Source organism: Staphylococcus sp. HL28 (genome assembly GCF_021117155.1).
Classification (GTDB): Bacteria; Bacillota; Bacilli; order Staphylococcales; family Staphylococcaceae; genus Staphylococcus; species Staphylococcus warneri.
Genome location: NZ_CP088218.1, coordinates 1,310,785 through 1,328,863, shown reverse-complemented (window position 1 = coordinate 1,328,863; position 18,079 = coordinate 1,310,785). Strand labels below are relative to the sequence as shown.

Here is an 18,079-nt window from a genome sequence, read left to right as displayed (position 1 = left end):
ATATTTAGACAAAATAATGTAGAATAAAAGTTAATGATTGAAAATAATTGGAGTGAATATTTTGGACGTTATCAAGCAAATACAACAGGCAATTGTTTATATCGAAGACCGTCTACTTGAGCCGTTTAATTTGCAAGAATTAAGTGATTACGTTGGTCTCTCTCCCTTTCACCTTGAACAGTCATTTAAAATGATTGTAGGTCTTTCACCAGAAGCGTATGCAAGAGCTAGAAAGCTAACACTAGCTGCTATTGACGTCAAACATAGTGCGAGTCGTTTGGTAGACGTTGCTAAAAAGTATCGATATGCAAATTCAAATGATTTTGCAAATGATTTTAGTGATTTTCATGGCATTTCACCAATACAAGCGTCAACTAAAAAAGATGAACTTAAAATGCAAGAGCGTATATACATTAAATTGACAACAACAGAGAGAGCACCTTATCCTTATAGACTAGAAGAAACGGATGATATTTCTTTAGTTGGGTATGCACGATATATCGATGCAAAAGATTTGTCAAACCCTTTTAATGTTCCTGACTTTTTAGAAGATTTGCTATTAGATGGTCATTTAAAAGAGTTACGACGTTATAATGATATAAGTCCATTCGAATTATTTGTTATAAGTTGTCCTTTAGATTCTGGGTTAGAAATTTTCGTAGGTGTACCGAGTGAGCGTTATCCAGCTCAGTTAGAAAGTAGATTTCTACCTGGCAGACACTATGCTAAGTTTAATTTACAAGGGGAAATTGATTATACGGTAAATGAGGCTTGGTATTATATCGAAACAAGTTTACAGTTGACGTTACCATATGAAAGAAATAGTTTATATGTAGAAGTGTATCCTTTAGAGATTTCATTTGATGATCCTTTTACTAAAATTCAATTATGGTTACCTGTTGAGCAAGAACATTATAATAATGAACACTAGACATAAAAAATCATGTCTACAGTATGACATTGAGTCATATTTGTAGACATGATTTTTATTTATTTTAAAGTTTTAATACAAAGGCTTCATAAGGTTCAATTTGATTTAAATTAATATTTTTATCGTAGTTGTGAAGTAATGTTTCCATATGTTTTACATCGATATCAATATTTAATCGACTTACTTTATCAGTTAAATTACCTACGATGAGTACCTTATCATTGTTAAGCGTTCTTGAATAAGCAAATAAATTTGGATTATCAGCATCCACTAAATCAAATTGACCATATGTGTAAATATCAGCTGATTTTTTCAATTGAATGAGAGATTTGTAAAAATTTAATACAGAATGCTCATTTTCTTGTTGATCAGCCACGTTAATCTCTTTATAGTTAGGATTTAGTGGGAACCATGGTTGTCCACCTGTAAAGCCTGCGTTTTCCTCATTATTCCACTGCATTGGTGTACGAGAATTATCTCTATTTTCCATCTTATATTTATCCAATAATTGATTAACGTCGCCACCTTGTTCTTTAACGATTTGATATTCATTTTTTACTGCTACATCATTAAATGTTTCAATACTATCAAATGGATAATTAGTCATTCCAATTTCTTGTCCTTGATAAATAAAAGGTGTACCTTGTTGAAGGAAGTACACAACTGCATGACTAGTAGCTGATTCATACCAGTAATCTGTATCATTTCCCCATGTTGACACGCGTCGTGGTTGGTCATGATTTTCAATAAATAGTGCATTCCAACCTACTCCTTCTAAGCGCTTTTGCCAACGGTTTAGTACATCTTTATATGCACTGACATCAAATTGAGAATCACCTGTACTCCAAAGTCCTAAATGTTCAAATTGAAAAATCATGTTAAATTTACCATTTTTCTCTCCAACCCATTCATCAGCATCGTCTGGAGTTACTCCGTTGGCTTCACCAACAGTCATAATATCATAGTTAGATAATGATTGCTCTTTCATTTCTTGTAACCAATCTTGGATGCCTGGTTGATTCATATCGACGTCAAACGCCGGTGCATATGTTTTACCATTTGGTACAGGTAAATCACCTGCTTCAAATGTTTTCTTAATATGTGTAATCGCATCAACTCTGAATCCATCTATCCCTTTTTCAAACCACCAATTCATCATGTCGAATACTGCTTTTCTTACTTCTTTATTATTCCAATTTAAATCTGGTTGCTTTTTGCTAAACAAATGGAAATAATATTGACCTGTATTGGCATCATATTCCCATGTTGAACCATTAAAAATACTTTCCCAATTATTGGGTTCTGAGCCATCAGGTTTTGGATCTCTCCAAATGTACCAGTCACGTTTAGGATTATCTTTACTTGATTTTGATTCAATAAACCAAGGATGTTCATCAGATGTATGATTTACAACTAAATCTAGTATTAATTTCATTCCTCGTTGATGTACACCTTCTAATAATCGATTAAAATCATCCATTGTGCCAAATTCGTCCATAATTGCCTGATAATCACTAATATCATAGCCATTGTCATCATTTGGCGATTTGTACATAGGGCTTAACCAAATTACATCTATACCTAAATCTTTTAAGTAATCTAATTTGTCTATAACACCAGGCAAATCCCCTATACCATCGTCATTGCTATCATTAAAACTTCTTGGATAAACTTGATATGCAACTGCTTCTTTCCACCAATTTTTAGTCATCATATGTACACCTCTAATATATATTGTTTATAAATGAAACCGGTTTCTTTATTAATCATTTTATCGATAATATATACGAGGGTCAAAATTTTTGATGTAAAATTAAGTAAAGTTTCTAAAAAAACGTCTTACACTTTCGTGTAAGACGTTATATATCAAATCATTGTATGATTAATCTTCAACCCATTGTGTGTGGAATACACCTTCACGGTCTTTACGTTCATAAGTATGTGCACCGAAATAGTCACGTTGTGCTTGGATAAGATTAGCAGGTAAATCTTCAGAACGATAACTATCGTAGTAGTTTACACTAGCAGAGAATCCTGGTGTTGGTACACCATTTTTAACACCTGTTGCTACAACGTCTCTTAATGCATCTTGGTAATCAGTAACAATATTTTTGAAGTATGGATCTAATAATAAGTTTTCAAGTTCAGGATTATTATCGTAAGCATCTTTAATTTTTTGTAAGAATTGTGCACGAATGATACAACCTTCACGCCAAATCATTGCAAGCTCACCTAATTTTAAGTTCCATTCGTGATCTTCGCTCGCTTTTCTCATTTGCGCAAAGCCTTGAGCGTAAGAACAAATCTTACTCATATATAATGCTTTTCTGATTTTTTCTAAGAATTCTTCTTTATTACCATCAAATGAAGCTTGTGGTCCATTTAATGATTTAGACGCATTAACACGTTCTTCTTTAATGGATGAAATGAAACGCGCAAATACTGATTCAGTGATAATTGTTAATGGAATTCCTAATTCTAATGCATTAATAGAAGTCCATTTACCTGTACCTTTTTGACCAGCAGTATCTAATATTTTTTCTACTAATGGTTCATTATTTTCATCTAATTTAGTGAAAATATCGCCAGTAATTTCTATTAAGTAACTTTCAAGTTCTCCAGCGTTCCAGTCTTTGAATGTTTGAGAAATTTCAGTATGACTCATACCTAATAAGTCTTTCATCATTGCATAACTTTCAGCAATTAATTGCATATCTGCATATTCAATACCGTTATGAACCATTTTTACATAATGACCTGCACCATTTGGCCCAATATAAGTTACGCAAGATGCGCCATCTTGCGCTTTTGCTGCAATGGCATCTAAGATATCACTGACTTTATTATAAGCAGCTTCTTGACCACCAGGCATTAATGAAGGGCCAGTTAGAGCACCTACTTCTCCACCTGATACACCCATACCAATGAAATTAACGCCACTTTCAGCTAATGCTTTATTTCGACGAATTGTATCTTGATAGTTTGTATTACCACCATCAATTAAAATATCATCATCATCTAATAAAGGTAATAAACCATCTATTGTTGCATCGGTAGCAGGACCAGCTTTAACCATTAATAAAATTTTACGGGGTTTTTCTAATGAATTTACAAATTCTTCTAAAGAATATGTTGGGTGGATACTTTTACCTTTTGATTCTTCCACCATTTCATCCGTTTTTTGTCTAGAACGATTATAAACAGATACACTATAACCACGTGATTCAATATTCCATGCAAGGTTTTTACCCATTACGGCTAAACCTACTACACCTATTTGTTGTGTCATATTACTTACCTCTCTTATTCGAATATTTCATTCATATTGTATCACAAATTGTGTACATACTTCACTAAATTGACCGTGCTAATCTGCTACGAGCTCAATAATTTTTAGGACTTGGCTAGTTAACATATTAAGGTCTTTAACGGCAATTCTTTCACTTGTAGTATGAATATTTTCATAACCTACGCCTAAAATAACGGATGGAATACCATACGTATTAATGATACTTCCATCTGAACCACCGCCAGAGATTACTGTATTGCCTTTAAGACCTAGTGCAACAGCACTTTCTCTAGCTATTTTGGTAACTAATGCATCATCATCTATCTTAAATCCAGGATAGCTTTTCTCTATATCTACATGAGCTTGGCCACCTAATTCTTTAGCAGTTTGTTCAAAGGTTTCTTTCATATGTTGTACTTGCTTTTCAATACTTTGATCATTATGTGAGCGAGCCTCTGCTTCGATAACTACTTCATCAGCTACAATATTTGTTGCTGAACCACCGTGAAATTTACCTATATTTGCGGTAGTTAATTCGTCAATTTGACCTAGGTGCATTTTGCTAATCGCTTTAGCAGCTATATTTATTGCACTAATTCCTTCATCAGGTGTACTAGCGTGTGCAGTTTTCCCATTAATAGTTGTATTAATCTTCATCTGAGTTGGTGCACCGACAACAGTAGTTCCGACATCAACACTTGCATCAATAGCATATCCAAAGTCAGCATCTAATAAAGATGTATCTAGAGCTTGAGCACCTAATAGTCCTGATTCCTCACCTACTGTAATAACAAATTGAATTTGTCCATGAGTTAAGTGTTGCTCATTAATAGTAGTGATTGCTTCAATGATAGCAGCTAAACCTGCTTTATCATCAGAACCTAAAATGGTTGTACCATCTGAGTATATGTAACCATCTTCTGCAACATGAGGCTTGATATCAAGACCGGGTACTACAGTATCCATATGACTTGTAAAATATAATTTAGGTACATCTTTATTTGAAATATTACTTGGCAACGTACAAACAAGATTATTTGCACCTAAACCATCTGTTTGACTTGCCTGGTCTTCCTCAACTTTTAAGCCGAGTGATTCAAATTTTTGTTTTAAAATTGGTTGAATTTTCTCTTCGTTACCAGTTTCTGAGTTGATTTTTACTAATTCTAAAAATGTATTTAAGAGACGTTCCTTATTCATCATTGTCATTCCCCCTTAATCATATAACTCCAGTTTAACTGAAATCTGAATATATCAAAAATAAATTGATTGCAATTCAGAATTAAATCATATAATGTTAATCTATACTTAGATTTTGTATTTTGAATCATGTCTTAAATACGTTTTATGCAATTGGAGGAACATCATATGACAAATAAAGTATTACGTGTAATCATAGTAGTGATGTTAGTAGCGGTAGTATTAGCCCTACTACTTACTAGTTTAGTCCCAATGTTGAACTAATCTCTAATATATTTAAATAGCCAGAGGCATCTATTATTGATGCCTCTGGCTTTTATATTTTTAAGCATAATTTTTAATTTCACTATGCAATTTTAATGAACCAAATTGAGATTTAATATTTAAATATTCTTCTAATTCATTTAGTAATTGAATTATATTAGCACGTGAATTTAGAGCTTGATGCGAAGTAGGTAATGGTAAATCATCTAAAGATAATCTTATTTCATACAATGAATGTAAACGTAAAGCAGTATAGTCATTGCTATTAACATTACTACCTATTTCAGAGAGTAATTGTGAAATACGATCTAAAATTGGATCTTTAGTTTGTATATTTTCAATTAAAAATTTCATTCGTTTTAATAAATCAAGTTGCTCTTCGCGCATATCGAAATAATGATAATATGAATTCTCATTTCTGACAAAGTGATTCTTTACATCTCTAAAGGCTAATGATTTCGCTTTTCTAATATTTAATGCAAGAGGTTCAAAAGTGATATTAAGCTCATGGTTATCGTTTTTACACGCATTTTCAAAAGCAATAAATACATCAGTAATTTGATGTTCTATATCATTCTTAAAGTGTTTTAAAGTTTTGTCTAAACTTGGCATGATTAAATTCATTATAAAGGCAATGCCAAGTCCAACAATTAACAACATAATTTCATTAAGAATCAGATGTCCATCGATTGTTTTAGCATTGAAAACATGTAGTAATATAACACAGCTTGTAATAACACCTTCTTGCGCATTTAATACAACTGTTAATGGAATAAATAATAATACAATTAATCCTAATACGACGGAATGTTGTCCTAGTATTGAAAATATTGCTGACCCTAAAAATAGGATCAACAAGCATGATACTAAGCGAGAAACAATCGCCGTTAGTGAATGCATTTTAGTATGTTTAATACAAAGTACAACAAGTATTGCACTTGAAGCATAGTTATCGAGGCCCAAAAGCTTACAAATTATAACACCTAATGTCATTCCTACTGCTGTCTTGAGTGTTCTAAATCCAATCTTATAAGGATTTAACTTGAGCATCTGACTATGACCTCTTATCTTTCTTCGCAATATTGATCAAACAAGTTTTGTAATTGATTAATCACATTCATTACATCATGTCCTTCAATTTGATGACGTTCAATCATCTCTGTGATTTTACCATCTTTAATCAGTGCGAATGAAGGACTTGAAGGTGCATAACCTTCAAAATAATCTCTAGCTTGTTGTGTTGCTTCTTTGTCTTGTCCTGCAAATACAGTTACTAATCGATCTGGTAATTTATCATAATGTAGTGCATGTGCAGCTGCTGGACGTGCAATACCTCCTGCACAACCACAAACAGAGTTAACCATAACAAGTGTTGTACCATCTTGTTTTAATACTTTATCAACTTCATCAGCTGATGTTAGTTGCTCATAACCAGCTTCTTCAATTTCGTTTCTTGCTTGGTCTACGATCCCGTTCATATATAAATCAAAGTTTAAATCCATAAATTAGAATCACCTTTCGTTATTAATTTAACTGTCTTTATTTTACTAATTAAACTTCGATACTTCAACATGCATGATTAATGGAATTTAAAATAGACATAAATACTTTCGTAATTGTGAAAGTACTTATGTCTACGAATAAAATAATGACTAATATATATTAGTATTTTCAACTGTATATTGTTCTACGCGTTGTTTAATATGATTCATAAATTGGCCAGTTTGTAAACCATCTAAGATACGGTGATCGATGGATATACAAAGATTAACCATACTTCTAATGGCTATCATATCATCAATGACAACAGGTTTTTTAACGACAGATTCAACTTGTAAAATAGCTGCTTGTGGATGGTTGATTATACCCATTGATGACACAGAACCAAATGAACCTGTATTATTAACAGTAAATGTGCCACCTTGCATATCCTCTTGAGTTAACTGATTGTTTCTTGCTTTTTGAGCTAGTTCATTAATCTCACGAGCGATACCCTTAATTGATTTTTCATCAGCATGTTTAATGACTGGTACATACAATTTATTTTCATGTGCGACCGCAATGGAAATATTGATATCTTTATGAATGACAATTTCATTACCATTCCAACTACTATTTAACATAGGAAAAGCTTTTAATGCTTCTGCTACTGCTTTGACAAAGAAAGCAAAGAATGTAAGGTTGTAGCCTTCATTATTTTTAAAACTATTTTTATGATAATTTCTAGTTTTAACTAAATTAGTAGCATCTGCCTCAATCATCATCCAACCATGTGGTATTTCAGTTGCGCTTGTTACCATGTTATTAGCAATCGCTTTTCTAACACCATTAACAGGTATTGTACTTTGTTCACCGTTCCATTGTTGTGAATCGTTTGCTTCTGTTGTAACTTGAGGTTGTGTGTTAACTGATGATTGTGACGTGTTAGTTAGTGTTGAATGTGAATCTGTTGAATTGATATACGTTAAGATATCTTTTTTGGTAACTCTACCTTCAAAACCAGTTCCCGTTACTTGTGATAAATCAATTTGATTTTCAGACGCTAATTTAAATACTACAGGTGAAAAGCGACCATTATTTTTAGGTTGATTTTCATCTTGATGTTGAGCTGTATGCTGTGGTTTTGTTGCTGTCTCTTCTTTTACGTTATGCGATTGAGATTGAGACGCTTTAGGTTTATCGTTATTTGAGGTTGTTTCAGAAGTATTCTCTTCAGGTGAATCAATTTTACAAATGACTGTATTGATTTCTACAGTTTCCCCTTCACTTACAGTTAATTCAGTTACCGTACCTGAAACTGTAGACGGTACTTCTGCTGTCACTTTATCAGTAATTACTTCACAAAGTGGATCGTATTCATCGACATGATCACCAACAGATACGAGCCATTGCTCAATTGTACCTTCATGAACACTCTCGCCTAATTTTGGCATTTTAATATCCATTGTAAAGCCTCCTTAAAATTCTGCGAGTTCACGCATTTTCGCCTGTATTTTCTCAGGATTCATCATTAATTCATTTTCTAAAACTGGTGAGAATGGCATTGAAGGTACATCAGCACCAGCTAGTCGCATAATAGGTGCATCTAAGTCGAATAAGCAGTTTTCAGCGATAATCGCAGATACCTCTGACATAATACTACCTTCTAAATTATCTTCAGTAACTAATAAAACTTTTCCTGTCTTTTTAGCACGATTAATAATAGTTTCTTTATCTAGTGGATAAACAGTTCTTAAGTCAACTACTTCAACGTTGATACCATCTTCTGCCAGAATATCAGCAACTTGTAGACAATAATTAACCATCAATCCATAACAAAATACTGTTATGTCATCGCCTTGACGTTTGACATCAGCTTTTCCCAATGGGACTGTGTAGTAATCTTCTGGCACTTCTTCCTTTAAGAAGCGATATGCTTTTTTATGTTCAAAGTAAAGTACTGGGTCGTTAGATTCAATTGAAGATAATAGTAATCCTTTAGCGTCATATGGTGATGATGGTATAACAATTGTTAATCCTGGTGTTGAAGCAAAGATACTTTCAATACTTTGTGAATGATATAAACCACCATGCACACCACCACCAAATGGTGCTCTGATTGTAATTGGACATTGCCAATCATTATTAGAACGATAGCGCATTTTTGCTGCTTCACTAATAATTTGATTTGTAGCCGGTAAAATAAAATCTGCAAATTGTATTTCGGCAATAGGACGTTTACCTAACATGGCTGCGCCTATTGCTGTACCAACAATATTTGATTCGGCTAATGGTGTATCAATGACGCGTTCTTTGCCATATTTACTTTGTAATCCCAAAGTAGCACCAAATACGCCACCTTTTTTACCAACATCTTCACCAAGAATAAATGTGTTTTGGTCTTTGTCCATAGCTAAGTCTTGTGCTTGGCGAATTGCATCTAAGTAAGATAGCTTAGTCATGATTGATACTCCCTTCTTCTTCATAAACATAGGCATAAGCTTCTTCAACTGAAGGATATGGTGCTTCTTCTGCAGCTTTTGTCGCATGATTAATGATATCTTTATGTTCTTGTTCTATTTCAGTTAACCAAGCATCATCAATGATTCCTAAATCTAATAAATGATTTTTAAAGCGGATATTACAATCAGCTTCTTTTAATCCATCACGTTCCTCTTGTGTTCTATATTTATCATCATCATCAGATGAATGGGCTGTCATACGAGTTGTGATTGCTTCAATTAAAGTTGCACCCTCACCATTAAGTGCTCGATCTCTTGATTCTTTCATAGCTTTATACATTGCGATTGGATCATTACCATCAACTTGTACACCTTCCATGCCATAACCAATAGCACGATCTGATAAATTTTTAGCAGCATATTGTAAGGAATCAGGTACTGAAATTGCATATTTATTATTTATAATGACACATACAAAAGGTAATTGATGTACGCCAGCAAAGTTCAAGCCTTCATGAAAGTCTCCTTGGTTAGAACTACCTTCACCAACTGTTGCAGTAGCGATATTTGGCTTCTTGTCCATTTTTAGTGCTAATGCTGCACCTACAGAATGCGGAATTTGAGTAGCTACTGGAGAACTTTGAGATAAAATACCTTTTTCTCTATGACTATAGTGAGATGGCATTTGTTTACCACCTGAGTTAATATCGTCTCTTTTGCCGAAAGAAGCTAACATTGTATCGAGTGGCGTCATACCCATGTATGTTACAAAAGCTAAATCTCTATAATATGGAGATGAAATATCGCCTTGTTCCATAGCATACGCCATACCAATTTGAGTTGCTTCTTGTCCTTGACCGCTAACGACGAAAGGAATTTTTCCAGCTCTGTTGAGTAACCAGAGTCTTTCATCTAATTTACGTCCAAGATCCATCCATTTATACATATTTTTTAGGTCTTCTTCTGTAAGGCCTGTTGACTTATAGTCAATCATGTTATTTCCTCCTATTTAAACGTGAATTGCTCGATTTTCAATTTTTAGGCCAAGTTCCATCAATACTTCAGATAGAGATGGATGGGCATGAGTTGTTAAACCTAACTCTAATGATGAGCCATTCATAAATTGTAGTAATGATACTTCATTGATTAATTCTGTTACATGCGGGCCAATCATATTTAGTCCAATTATTTCATCTTGATCTTGGTCAATAATCACTTCACAAAAGCCATTTTGTGGACCTGTAGAGTCTATCATTGCTTTACCAATTGCTTTAAATGAAACTTTGTAATTTTTAGCATTGATATTGGCTTCTTTAGCCTGTTCTAAATTTTTCCCTATTGAAGCTATTTCAGGATAAGTATAAATGCATTTAGGCATTAAATCATAGTTGATAGGTAAAGGTGAATCATCAAACATGTGTTCAACTGCAACGATTCCTTCCTTTGACCCTACATGTGCTAATTGCAATTTACCAATACAATCACCTGCAGCATATATATGCTTATCTTCGGTTTGTTGATATTGATTTGTGAGAATGTGACCTGCTTGAGTCGTTTTCACTTTTGTATTTTGTAATCCGATATCAGAAGTATTTGGTTTACGTCCAACCGATAACAAGACTTTATCTACAGAGATTTGTTGATCATTCATATGAATCGTTGCACTATTGTTATCTTTGTTAATCTCTACACTTTGTTTATCTAAGGCAACATTTTCAAAGAATTTTGCTCCGCGATTTTCTAATTCTCGTTTAATTGTTTTAGCAATTTGAGCACTTTCATTTGGTAAAATGCGTTCATTAGCTTCAATAATTGTCACATCGACACCTAAATCCGTAAGATACGATGCGAATTCTAAACCAATGACACCCCCACCAATAATTGCGATACTATCTGGCAAAATATCCATATTTAAAATATCATCACTCGATAATATTACTTGATGATCAAAGTTTAAGAATGGCAGCGATTGTGGTGAAGACCCAGTAGCTATAAGGACAAATTGATTAGGAATCATTTCATTTTCACCATCTTCAAATTCTACTGATATCGTCCCACTTTGTGGAGAAAATATAGATTCACCTAATATGCGACCAGTGCCATTAAATACATCAATGTGATTCTGTTTCATTAAATGTTGAACGCCTTGGTACATTTGGTTTACGATTTCATCTTTTCTATCTAAAATACGCTCATAATTCAAATGATACTCAGGAACATCAATACCAAATTGTTTCGCATTTTTTATAGTATCGACTACTTCTGCAGATTTTAGTAGTGATTTAGTAGGAATGCATCCTTTATGTAAGCACGTACCTCCTAATAGCGATTTTTCAACAATAGCAACCGTTTTACCTAACTGTGAAGCACGTATTGCTGCTACATAACCTGCAGTGCCACCACCTAATACAACTAAATCATATTGCTTTTCAGACATTTGCTTACTCCTAACTATATGTATAGAGAACATTAATAAAACTATGTTTATTAAAAATTCTCTGATAATTAATGGTTATCTTTCTTTTTATCTTCAAAATTAATCAATACTATAATATTCTACATCAGTTAAAACATTTTCGAAATTCTAAAAACTTCATTTTTTTGTATAAAAAGTGACTAATCAATACTACTAGATCATTTACATATTAACAATACATCAAAGATTAAGGTTACTTTTTAAATTGAAGTTTTACTTACTTAAATCAAAGACATTATTTTCTTTGATTTTGAGCAATCATTTCTTTTGCATTCTCTCTTGTTAAATCTGTAACACTAGCGCCAGAAATCATTCGAGCTACTTCATCAATTCGATCATCATTTTCAAGTTCTTTAACTTGAGTGGTTGTTCGATCTTCAGTTGTATGCTTAGAAATAAGTAAATGATGATCACTCATTGTGGCTACTTGAGGTAAGTGTGAAATACATATTACTTGAATATATTCGGCAATATCACGCATTTTCTCAGCCATTTTTTGAGCTGCTTGACCTGAAACACCAGAATCAACTTCATCGAATAATATAGCGGTTTGTCCTCTTGATTGAACAAATATACTTTTTAATGCGAGCATAATTCTAGAAAGTTCGCCGCCAGAAGCTATTTTATTTAAGCTTTTTAAAGGTTCGCCTTTATTTGGACTAATTAAAAATTCCACAAATTCAATTCCTTCTATATTCGGTTCATCGAGTGGTTTAAATGAAATTTCTAAATTGGCGTCTTTCATTTGTAAATTTTGAATTTCAGATACAATGTGGTCTCTTAATTCTCTTGCAACTTTTCGTCTTTCTGCTGATAATGAATTACCTACTTTAATCACTTGTTTGTATAAGTCGTTAATCTCTTCACGTAGTTGTGATGTGCTTTGTTCATAGTTTTCAATTTTATTGATTTCATTTTCAAGCTTACCTTGATATGCAATCAACTCGGAAACATCCTTACCATATTTGCGTTTTAAGTTATTAAGTAAATTCATACGTGATTCTAGTTCATTAAGGACTTGTTCATCAAATTCAGTATTAGTCATTTCATCATAAAGTTCATGTTTGGCATCTTCTAAGGTATAGTAAAACTGATCGACTTCTTCTTTTAATTTCACATATTTATCTGGGACGATATCATTAATCTCATTTAAGAAATTACTTAGTTCATAAAGTCGGTCAGTAATTGCATTTTCATCTGTTAAAGTCATATGGGCATTATTTAATGCCAAACTTAGTTTTTCTGAATTTTGAATTCTTTTAATATCTGTTTCTAGTTGATCGACTTCTCCTTCTTTTAAAGATGCTTCAGTCAATTCTTCTAATTGAAACTTCATTAAGTCTAATCTTTGTAATAATGCTTGGTCAGCAGATTCTAAATCCTCGAGTTCTTTGCGCTTAGATTTATATTGATTAAAGACGTCATGATATTGTGATAAAAGATCACTATACTGCTCACCAGCGTAATCATCGAGTAATTGTAAATGATATTTTTGTTTAAGCAATGATTGAGTTTCGTGTTGACCGTGAATATCTAAAAGTTCCTGCATCACTTTTCTTAAATCTTGTAACGTAATTGTTTGATTATTAATTCGGCAGATACTTTTGCCAGAACTAAAAATTTCTCTTTTAACTAATAGAAAGTCTTCGTCGATATCAATATTTAAATCTTGTAACACTTGTATCGCATCTTTGCTATTATCGATATCGAATATCCCTTCAATGATTGCTTTTTTCTCGCCATGTCTAACATAATCTGATGACGCTCGCATACCGATCAGTTGTCCAATAGCATCTATAATGATAGATTTACCTGAACCTGTTTCACCACTTAAAACAGTTAAACCATCTGAAAATTGAATTTCTAATTCATCGATGATTGCAAATTGTTTTATTGATAAGGTTTGTAACATAAATTCATCGCATCCTTATAATAAATTGAAAATTCTTGTTTTGATTTCTTCACTCGCTTCATCATTACGGCAAATAATAAGGCAAGTATCATCACCACAAATTGTACCTAGTACTTCTTCCCAATCGATTTGGTCTAATATTGCACCAATGGATTGTGCATTACCTGGTAATGTTTTTAATACTAGTAGATTACCTGTACCTTCTATATTTACAAATGAATCCATTAAATATCTTCCGAGTTTTTCAAGAGGATGATATTTACGATCATTAGGTAAACTATAAACATATTGACCTGATGCAGCTGGTACTTTTATTAGTTGTAATTCTTTAATATCACGGGAGACAGTCGCCTGTGTCACATTTAATTCATATTCATTTAAACGTTTAACTAATTCATCTTGTGTTTCAATTTGTTCATTCGATATTATTTCTCTAATTTTTATATGTCTTACCGATTTTTTTGGCAAAATTAACACCTCTAGTTACGAATATTTATACAGTTATTTTAACATATGCATTTATTAACTACTACTCATCACCCTTTTGAGTAAGGATATAAAACACGTTGGATAACTGTTAATATAGTTTTCTAAGAATAATATAATACATATAAATTAATCGTATATTATATGCATTATGATGATATTGATGAATATTTATTGTATAACCACTTAGATTTTAAGTTTTAATATAAAACGAGGTTAACAAAAATTGATTATAATTTCTGTTAACCTCTATCATATAATTAATATGGAAAAATAAATAAAATTAATGGTCGCGATTGTAGAATAAATCTACAATGTCTCTTAGATTTTTAGTATCATATTGATCACTTATTTTTTCTAAACATTTAAGTGCTTCATTACGATGATAATTTAATTTATCCTCTGCGCCGTCTTTATTCAATAATGAGACATAAGTACTTTTATCATTCTCTAAATCACTACCCACTTTTTTACCTAGCTTTTGTTCATCGCCATATATATCTAATAAATCGTCTTTGATTTGAAACATTAATCCAAGATGATCACTAAATTCATTTAACATTGCAGATGTATGTTTATCAGTGTCGGCAATGTCTACTGCACTCATTATTGCAAAAGTAAGTAGCGCACCTGTTTTTGTTCTATGAATTGATTCTAATGTTGAAATATCTATAGCTTTATCTTCGCTTTGCATATCTAGTGTCTGTCCACCAACCATACCAAGATGTCCACTAGCAAAAGCTAGTCTTTGTAAGACTTTAACTTTTTTAGCATCACTCAATGCTGCATCATATGACACGAGTTCAAAAGCTTTAGTTAAAAGTGCATCGCCGGCTAAAATGGCTTTCCATTCACCATATACTTTGTGATTAGTAAGCTTGCCTCTGCGGTAATCATCATTATCCATTGCCGGAAGATCATCATGAATAAGTGAATATGTATGAATCATTTCTAAGGCTAGAGCGCTTTGCATACCTTGATGATAATCTTCATTTAACATATCTAAAGTAAGTAACAGTAATACTGGTCTGATTCTTTTTCCACCTGCATTAAGAGAATAAAGCATACTTTCTTCTAAATTCGTATTTAGAGTAGACTCTGGTATGGAATTCTTAAGAGCGTCATTAATTTCATTAATTAAATCATTCATTTGTAGTTTCTTCATTATCTTGTTCCTCTGCTTCTTCTTGCATTAATTTATTTACCTTTTTCTCGGCATCTTTTAATGTTGAATCGCATGCTGTAGATAATTTCATTCCTCGTTGATATAAATCTAGAGATTCTTCTAATGATACAGTTTCATTATCTAATTTTTGTACAATGCTCTCAAGTTCTTGCATCATTTCTTCAAAGCTTTGTTTTTCTTTACTCATCATTACACCTTACTTTCTTAACAATGGCATCGATTTGACCATCTTTCATAGTTAAAACAATTTCATCATTTTCCGACATATCTTTGGTACTTGTGACTACGTTATCATCTTTATTTACAATTGCGTATCCACGTAACATTGTATTTGTTGGGCTTAATTGATTCAGTTGTTCAATTTTTGATTTAAGTGCATTTTTATATTGTGATATATCGTTATTTAGCTTTTGAGTTAGTCGTGATTTTAGTTGACTATTTTGTTGTTGATTTCTAATAATAGACGTTTCGAGATGTTTTGGATTAAATCGTTGTTTCAAAATATTTAATTGATGTTGTTGTTGCTCTAACTTACTAGCCAACTTTTGATTTAATTGCTTCTCAAGATCATCTCTTTTTTGAATTTGCTGATCATATAATAGAGACGGCTGTTTAAATTTGTAATACGAGGCTAGATGTTCAAGATGCTTTTTATGTTGTTCCACATATTGTTTAATATGTCTAGTTAGTGTGAATTGATATTGCTTGATTTGTTGCAATAATTCATACTGATCAGGCGTCGCCATAACTGCAGCTTGTGTTGGTGTAGCAGCTCTTACATCAGCCACAAAATCACTTAATGTAAAATCGGTTTCATGTCCAACTGCTGATATAATTGGCGTTTGACATTCAAATATAGCTTTAACAACTTCTTCTTCATTAAAATTCCATAAATCTTCAATTGATCCTCCGCCACGTCCAACAATAATGGTATCTACATCTAATTGATCTGCATACTTGATCTTTTCTATAATGTCGTCTTTGGCTTGTTGCCCTTGTACTAATGTACTAATTTGTACTTGTTCAACAAGTGGATAGCGACTATTGATTGTTGAATGTATATCCCTGATAGCGGCACCTGTACTTGCAGTAAGGACAGCAATTTTTTTGGGAAAACGCGGTATAGTTTTTTTATTACTATTATCAAAATAACCTTCTTTTGAAAGTTTTTTCTTTAGTTCTTCCAATTTTTGATAGAGATTACCAATACCGTCAAGTTGCATCTTATTTACATATATTTGATAGTTGCCTCTACGTTCATAGACAGATACACGTGCTTCTAATAGTACTTCATCACCCTCTTTAGGTTCGAAATTGAGTTTAGAAGCACTACCTTTAAACATCATTGCACTAATAACGCTTTCTTTATCTTTTACATTGAAATATAAATGCCCACTTGAATGTTTTTTAAAGTTTGAAAGCTCTCCTTTTATAAGAACAGACTGTAAATGTGGGTCTTGATCAAATTTATATTTAATATATTTTGTTAATGTCGAAACTGTTAAGTAATCAGTCATATATATCACTCAATTTTATTAGTTTATGTTACTCAATACGCCATTGATAAATTTATAATGATCATCATCACTAAATTGTTTTGCTAACTCAACGGCTTCGTTTATGACTACTTTAGCTGGTGTATCACTGTGTAATATTTCAAAAGTTGCCATGCGTAAGATAATACGATCTGTTTTTAGTAATCTTTCGAGTGACCAATCTTTAAGATAGGGTTTGATTTTTTCATCTAATACGGGTTCATGGTCTTTAACACCAGTCACTAACCAATTAATAAAATCAAAGTCTAAATCTGGATAGTCATCTTTAATAAAGTTAATTGCTTCTTTAATAGTTAAATCAGTATCTTTAATTTCTAATTGAAATAAAGTTTGAAAAGCTTGGACTCTTGATTCTTTACGACTCATAAATAACTCCTTCAAACGTATTTATAAAAGATTAGGTACTATTGAGATATATTCTTATTATGAGGATATCTCTAAACTAGTACCTAACTTAATTTAATATTTATTTTTCTACTACAATTTGTGTAATATGAACGTTAATTTGCTTAGGTTCAATTGCTGCCATTGTAGAAATTTGATTGAAAATAGCAGACTGAATTTGATTAGCTGTTTTAGAAATATTGATGCCATGTTTAAAAGCGCAATAAACATCGATATATATTCCATCTTCTCGAGCTTCTATTTTTAAATCTCTATTTAAATTTTTACGACTAATTTTTTCTAAGTTAGTATTTTTTAATTCTGCAAAATGTCCTGTAATGCCATCTACTTCTGATGTAGCAATACTAGCAATAACAGATAAAACTTCTGGAGCAATTTCGATTTTGCCTAAATTTGTATGAGAATAATCCGCAACATTGACCATTGTTTTAAC

The 18,079-nt window shown here is 32.3% G+C and carries 17 protein-coding genes; 1 reads left to right on the top strand and 16 read right to left on the bottom strand.

The features are described 5' to 3' along the window. Window positions 1-61 precede the first annotated feature (61 nt). A complete protein-coding gene (locus LPC11_RS06520) occupies window positions 62-931 on the top strand; it encodes an AraC family transcriptional regulator (RefSeq protein ID WP_041613562.1) in 870 nt (289 codons plus the stop codon). Window positions 932-995: 64 nt separating this feature from the next. Here the strand turns inward: LPC11_RS06520 and LPC11_RS06515 are convergent, their stop codons facing one another. The 16 genes from LPC11_RS06515 to LPC11_RS06440 form a co-directional block, all read right to left on the bottom strand. Further along, complete coding sequence (locus LPC11_RS06515) at window positions 996-2,642, bottom strand: glycoside hydrolase family 13 protein (RefSeq protein WP_231307187.1); 1,647 nt, start codon at window positions 2,640-2,642, stop codon at window positions 996-998. A gap of 171 nt (window positions 2,643-2,813) precedes the next feature. After that, window positions 2,814-4,220, bottom strand: coding sequence for an NADP-dependent phosphogluconate dehydrogenase (gene gndA, locus LPC11_RS06510; RefSeq protein ID WP_002465778.1), 1,407 nt, complete (start codon window positions 4,218-4,220; stop codon window positions 2,814-2,816). A 78-nt stretch (window positions 4,221-4,298) separates the two neighbouring features. Beyond that, window positions 4,299-5,423: a M20/M25/M40 family metallo-hydrolase gene (locus LPC11_RS06505; RefSeq protein ID WP_023372606.1), complete on the bottom strand. Its 1,125-nt coding sequence runs from the start codon at window positions 5,421-5,423 to the stop codon at window positions 4,299-4,301. Between the two features lie 321 nt (window positions 5,424-5,744). Beyond that, the gene (locus LPC11_RS06500; protein ID WP_231307186.1) at window positions 5,745-6,734 is read right to left on the bottom strand and encodes an aromatic acid exporter family protein; all 990 of its coding nucleotides are present in this window, start codon (window positions 6,732-6,734) and stop codon (window positions 5,745-5,747) included. Between the two features lie 14 nt (window positions 6,735-6,748). Then, the gene (brxB, locus tag LPC11_RS06495) at window positions 6,749-7,186 is read right to left on the bottom strand and encodes a bacilliredoxin BrxB (RefSeq protein WP_023372610.1); all 438 of its coding nucleotides are present in this window, start codon (window positions 7,184-7,186) and stop codon (window positions 6,749-6,751) included. Window positions 7,187-7,336: 150 nt separating this feature from the next. Next, window positions 7,337-8,629: a dihydrolipoamide acetyltransferase family protein gene (locus LPC11_RS06490; RefSeq protein WP_023372612.1), complete on the bottom strand. Its 1,293-nt coding sequence runs from the start codon at window positions 8,627-8,629 to the stop codon at window positions 7,337-7,339. Between the two features lie 12 nt (window positions 8,630-8,641). Beyond that, window positions 8,642-9,625 (bottom strand): alpha-ketoacid dehydrogenase subunit beta, encoded by a 984-nt coding sequence (locus LPC11_RS06485; RefSeq protein WP_023372614.1) that lies wholly within the window; start codon window positions 9,623-9,625, stop codon window positions 8,642-8,644. Further along, window positions 9,618-10,619, bottom strand: coding sequence for a thiamine pyrophosphate-dependent dehydrogenase E1 component subunit alpha (locus LPC11_RS06480; RefSeq protein WP_023372616.1), 1,002 nt, complete (start codon window positions 10,617-10,619; stop codon window positions 9,618-9,620). The genes LPC11_RS06485 and LPC11_RS06480 overlap by 8 nt, the downstream gene beginning before the upstream one ends. A 15-nt stretch (window positions 10,620-10,634) precedes the next feature. Next, on the bottom strand, window positions 10,635-12,062 hold the full coding sequence (gene lpdA, locus LPC11_RS06475; RefSeq protein WP_023372618.1) for a dihydrolipoyl dehydrogenase: 1,428 nt from the start codon (window positions 12,060-12,062) through the stop codon (window positions 10,635-10,637). Window positions 12,063-12,336: 274 nt separating this feature from the next. Beyond that, window positions 12,337-14,013, bottom strand: a complete 1,677-nt coding sequence (recN, locus tag LPC11_RS06470; protein ID WP_023372620.1) for a DNA repair protein RecN — start codon at window positions 14,011-14,013, stop codon at window positions 12,337-12,339. A 15-nt stretch (window positions 14,014-14,028) separates the two neighbouring features. Further along, window positions 14,029-14,481, bottom strand: coding sequence for a transcriptional regulator AhrC/ArgR (gene ahrC, locus LPC11_RS06465; RefSeq protein WP_002451915.1), 453 nt, complete (start codon window positions 14,479-14,481; stop codon window positions 14,029-14,031). 301 nt (window positions 14,482-14,782) lie between these two features. Continuing rightward, the gene (locus LPC11_RS06460) at window positions 14,783-15,664 is read right to left on the bottom strand and encodes a polyprenyl synthetase family protein (protein WP_023372622.1); all 882 of its coding nucleotides are present in this window, start codon (window positions 15,662-15,664) and stop codon (window positions 14,783-14,785) included. After that, a complete protein-coding gene (locus tag LPC11_RS06455) occupies window positions 15,642-15,872 on the bottom strand; it encodes an exodeoxyribonuclease VII small subunit (protein WP_002465761.1) in 231 nt (76 codons plus the stop codon). The genes LPC11_RS06460 and LPC11_RS06455 overlap by 23 nt, the downstream gene beginning before the upstream one ends. Further along, entirely contained in the window at window positions 15,865-17,202 is a 1,338-nt protein-coding gene (gene xseA, locus LPC11_RS06450) for an exodeoxyribonuclease VII large subunit (protein WP_023372624.1), read from the bottom strand. The genes LPC11_RS06455 and xseA overlap by 8 nt, the downstream gene beginning before the upstream one ends. A gap of 18 nt (window positions 17,203-17,220) precedes the next feature. Continuing rightward, window positions 17,221-17,607, bottom strand: coding sequence for a transcription antitermination factor NusB (nusB, locus tag LPC11_RS06445; RefSeq protein ID WP_002465725.1), 387 nt, complete (start codon window positions 17,605-17,607; stop codon window positions 17,221-17,223). A gap of 100 nt (window positions 17,608-17,707) precedes the next feature. Beyond that, window positions 17,708-18,070, bottom strand: a complete 363-nt coding sequence (locus tag LPC11_RS06440; protein ID WP_002465721.1) for an Asp23/Gls24 family envelope stress response protein — start codon at window positions 18,068-18,070, stop codon at window positions 17,708-17,710. Window positions 18,071-18,079 lie beyond the last annotated feature (9 nt).

Coding starts and splice junctions, on each gene's coding strand:
- xseA (WP_023372624.1), bottom strand. CDS start 17,202: ATGACTGATTACTTAACAGTTTCGACATTAACAAAATATATTAAATAT.
- recN (WP_023372620.1), bottom strand. CDS start 14,013: ATGTTACAAACCTTATCAATAAAACAATTTGCAATCATCGATGAATTA.
- LPC11_RS06485 (WP_023372614.1), bottom strand. CDS start 9,625: ATGACTAAGCTATCTTACTTAGATGCAATTCGCCAAGCACAAGACTTA.
- LPC11_RS06480 (WP_023372616.1), bottom strand. CDS start 10,619: ATGATTGACTATAAGTCAACAGGCCTTACAGAAGAAGACCTAAAAAAT.
- lpdA (WP_023372618.1), bottom strand. CDS start 12,062: ATGTCTGAAAAGCAATATGATTTAGTTGTATTAGGTGGTGGCACTGCA.
- LPC11_RS06515 (WP_231307187.1), bottom strand. CDS start 2,642: ATGACTAAAAATTGGTGGAAAGAAGCAGTTGCATATCAAGTTTATCCA.
- nusB (WP_002465725.1), bottom strand. CDS start 17,607: ATGAGTCGTAAAGAATCAAGAGTCCAAGCTTTTCAAACTTTATTTCAA.
- LPC11_RS06500 (WP_231307186.1), bottom strand. CDS start 6,734: ATGCTCAAGTTAAATCCTTATAAGATTGGATTTAGAACACTCAAGACA.
- LPC11_RS06455 (WP_002465761.1), bottom strand. CDS start 15,872: ATGAGTAAAGAAAAACAAAGCTTTGAAGAAATGATGCAAGAACTTGAG.
- brxB (WP_023372610.1), bottom strand. CDS start 7,186: ATGGATTTAAACTTTGATTTATATATGAACGGGATCGTAGACCAAGCA.
- gndA (WP_002465778.1), bottom strand. CDS start 4,220: ATGACACAACAAATAGGTGTAGTAGGTTTAGCCGTAATGGGTAAAAAC.
- LPC11_RS06460 (WP_023372622.1), bottom strand. CDS start 15,664: ATGAAGAAACTACAAATGAATGATTTAATTAATGAAATTAATGACGCT.
- LPC11_RS06505 (WP_023372606.1), bottom strand. CDS start 5,423: ATGATGAATAAGGAACGTCTCTTAAATACATTTTTAGAATTAGTAAAA.
- LPC11_RS06490 (WP_023372612.1), bottom strand. CDS start 8,629: ATGGATATTAAAATGCCAAAATTAGGCGAGAGTGTTCATGAAGGTACA.
- LPC11_RS06440 (WP_002465721.1), bottom strand. CDS start 18,070: ATGGTCAATGTTGCGGATTATTCTCATACAAATTTAGGCAAAATCGAA.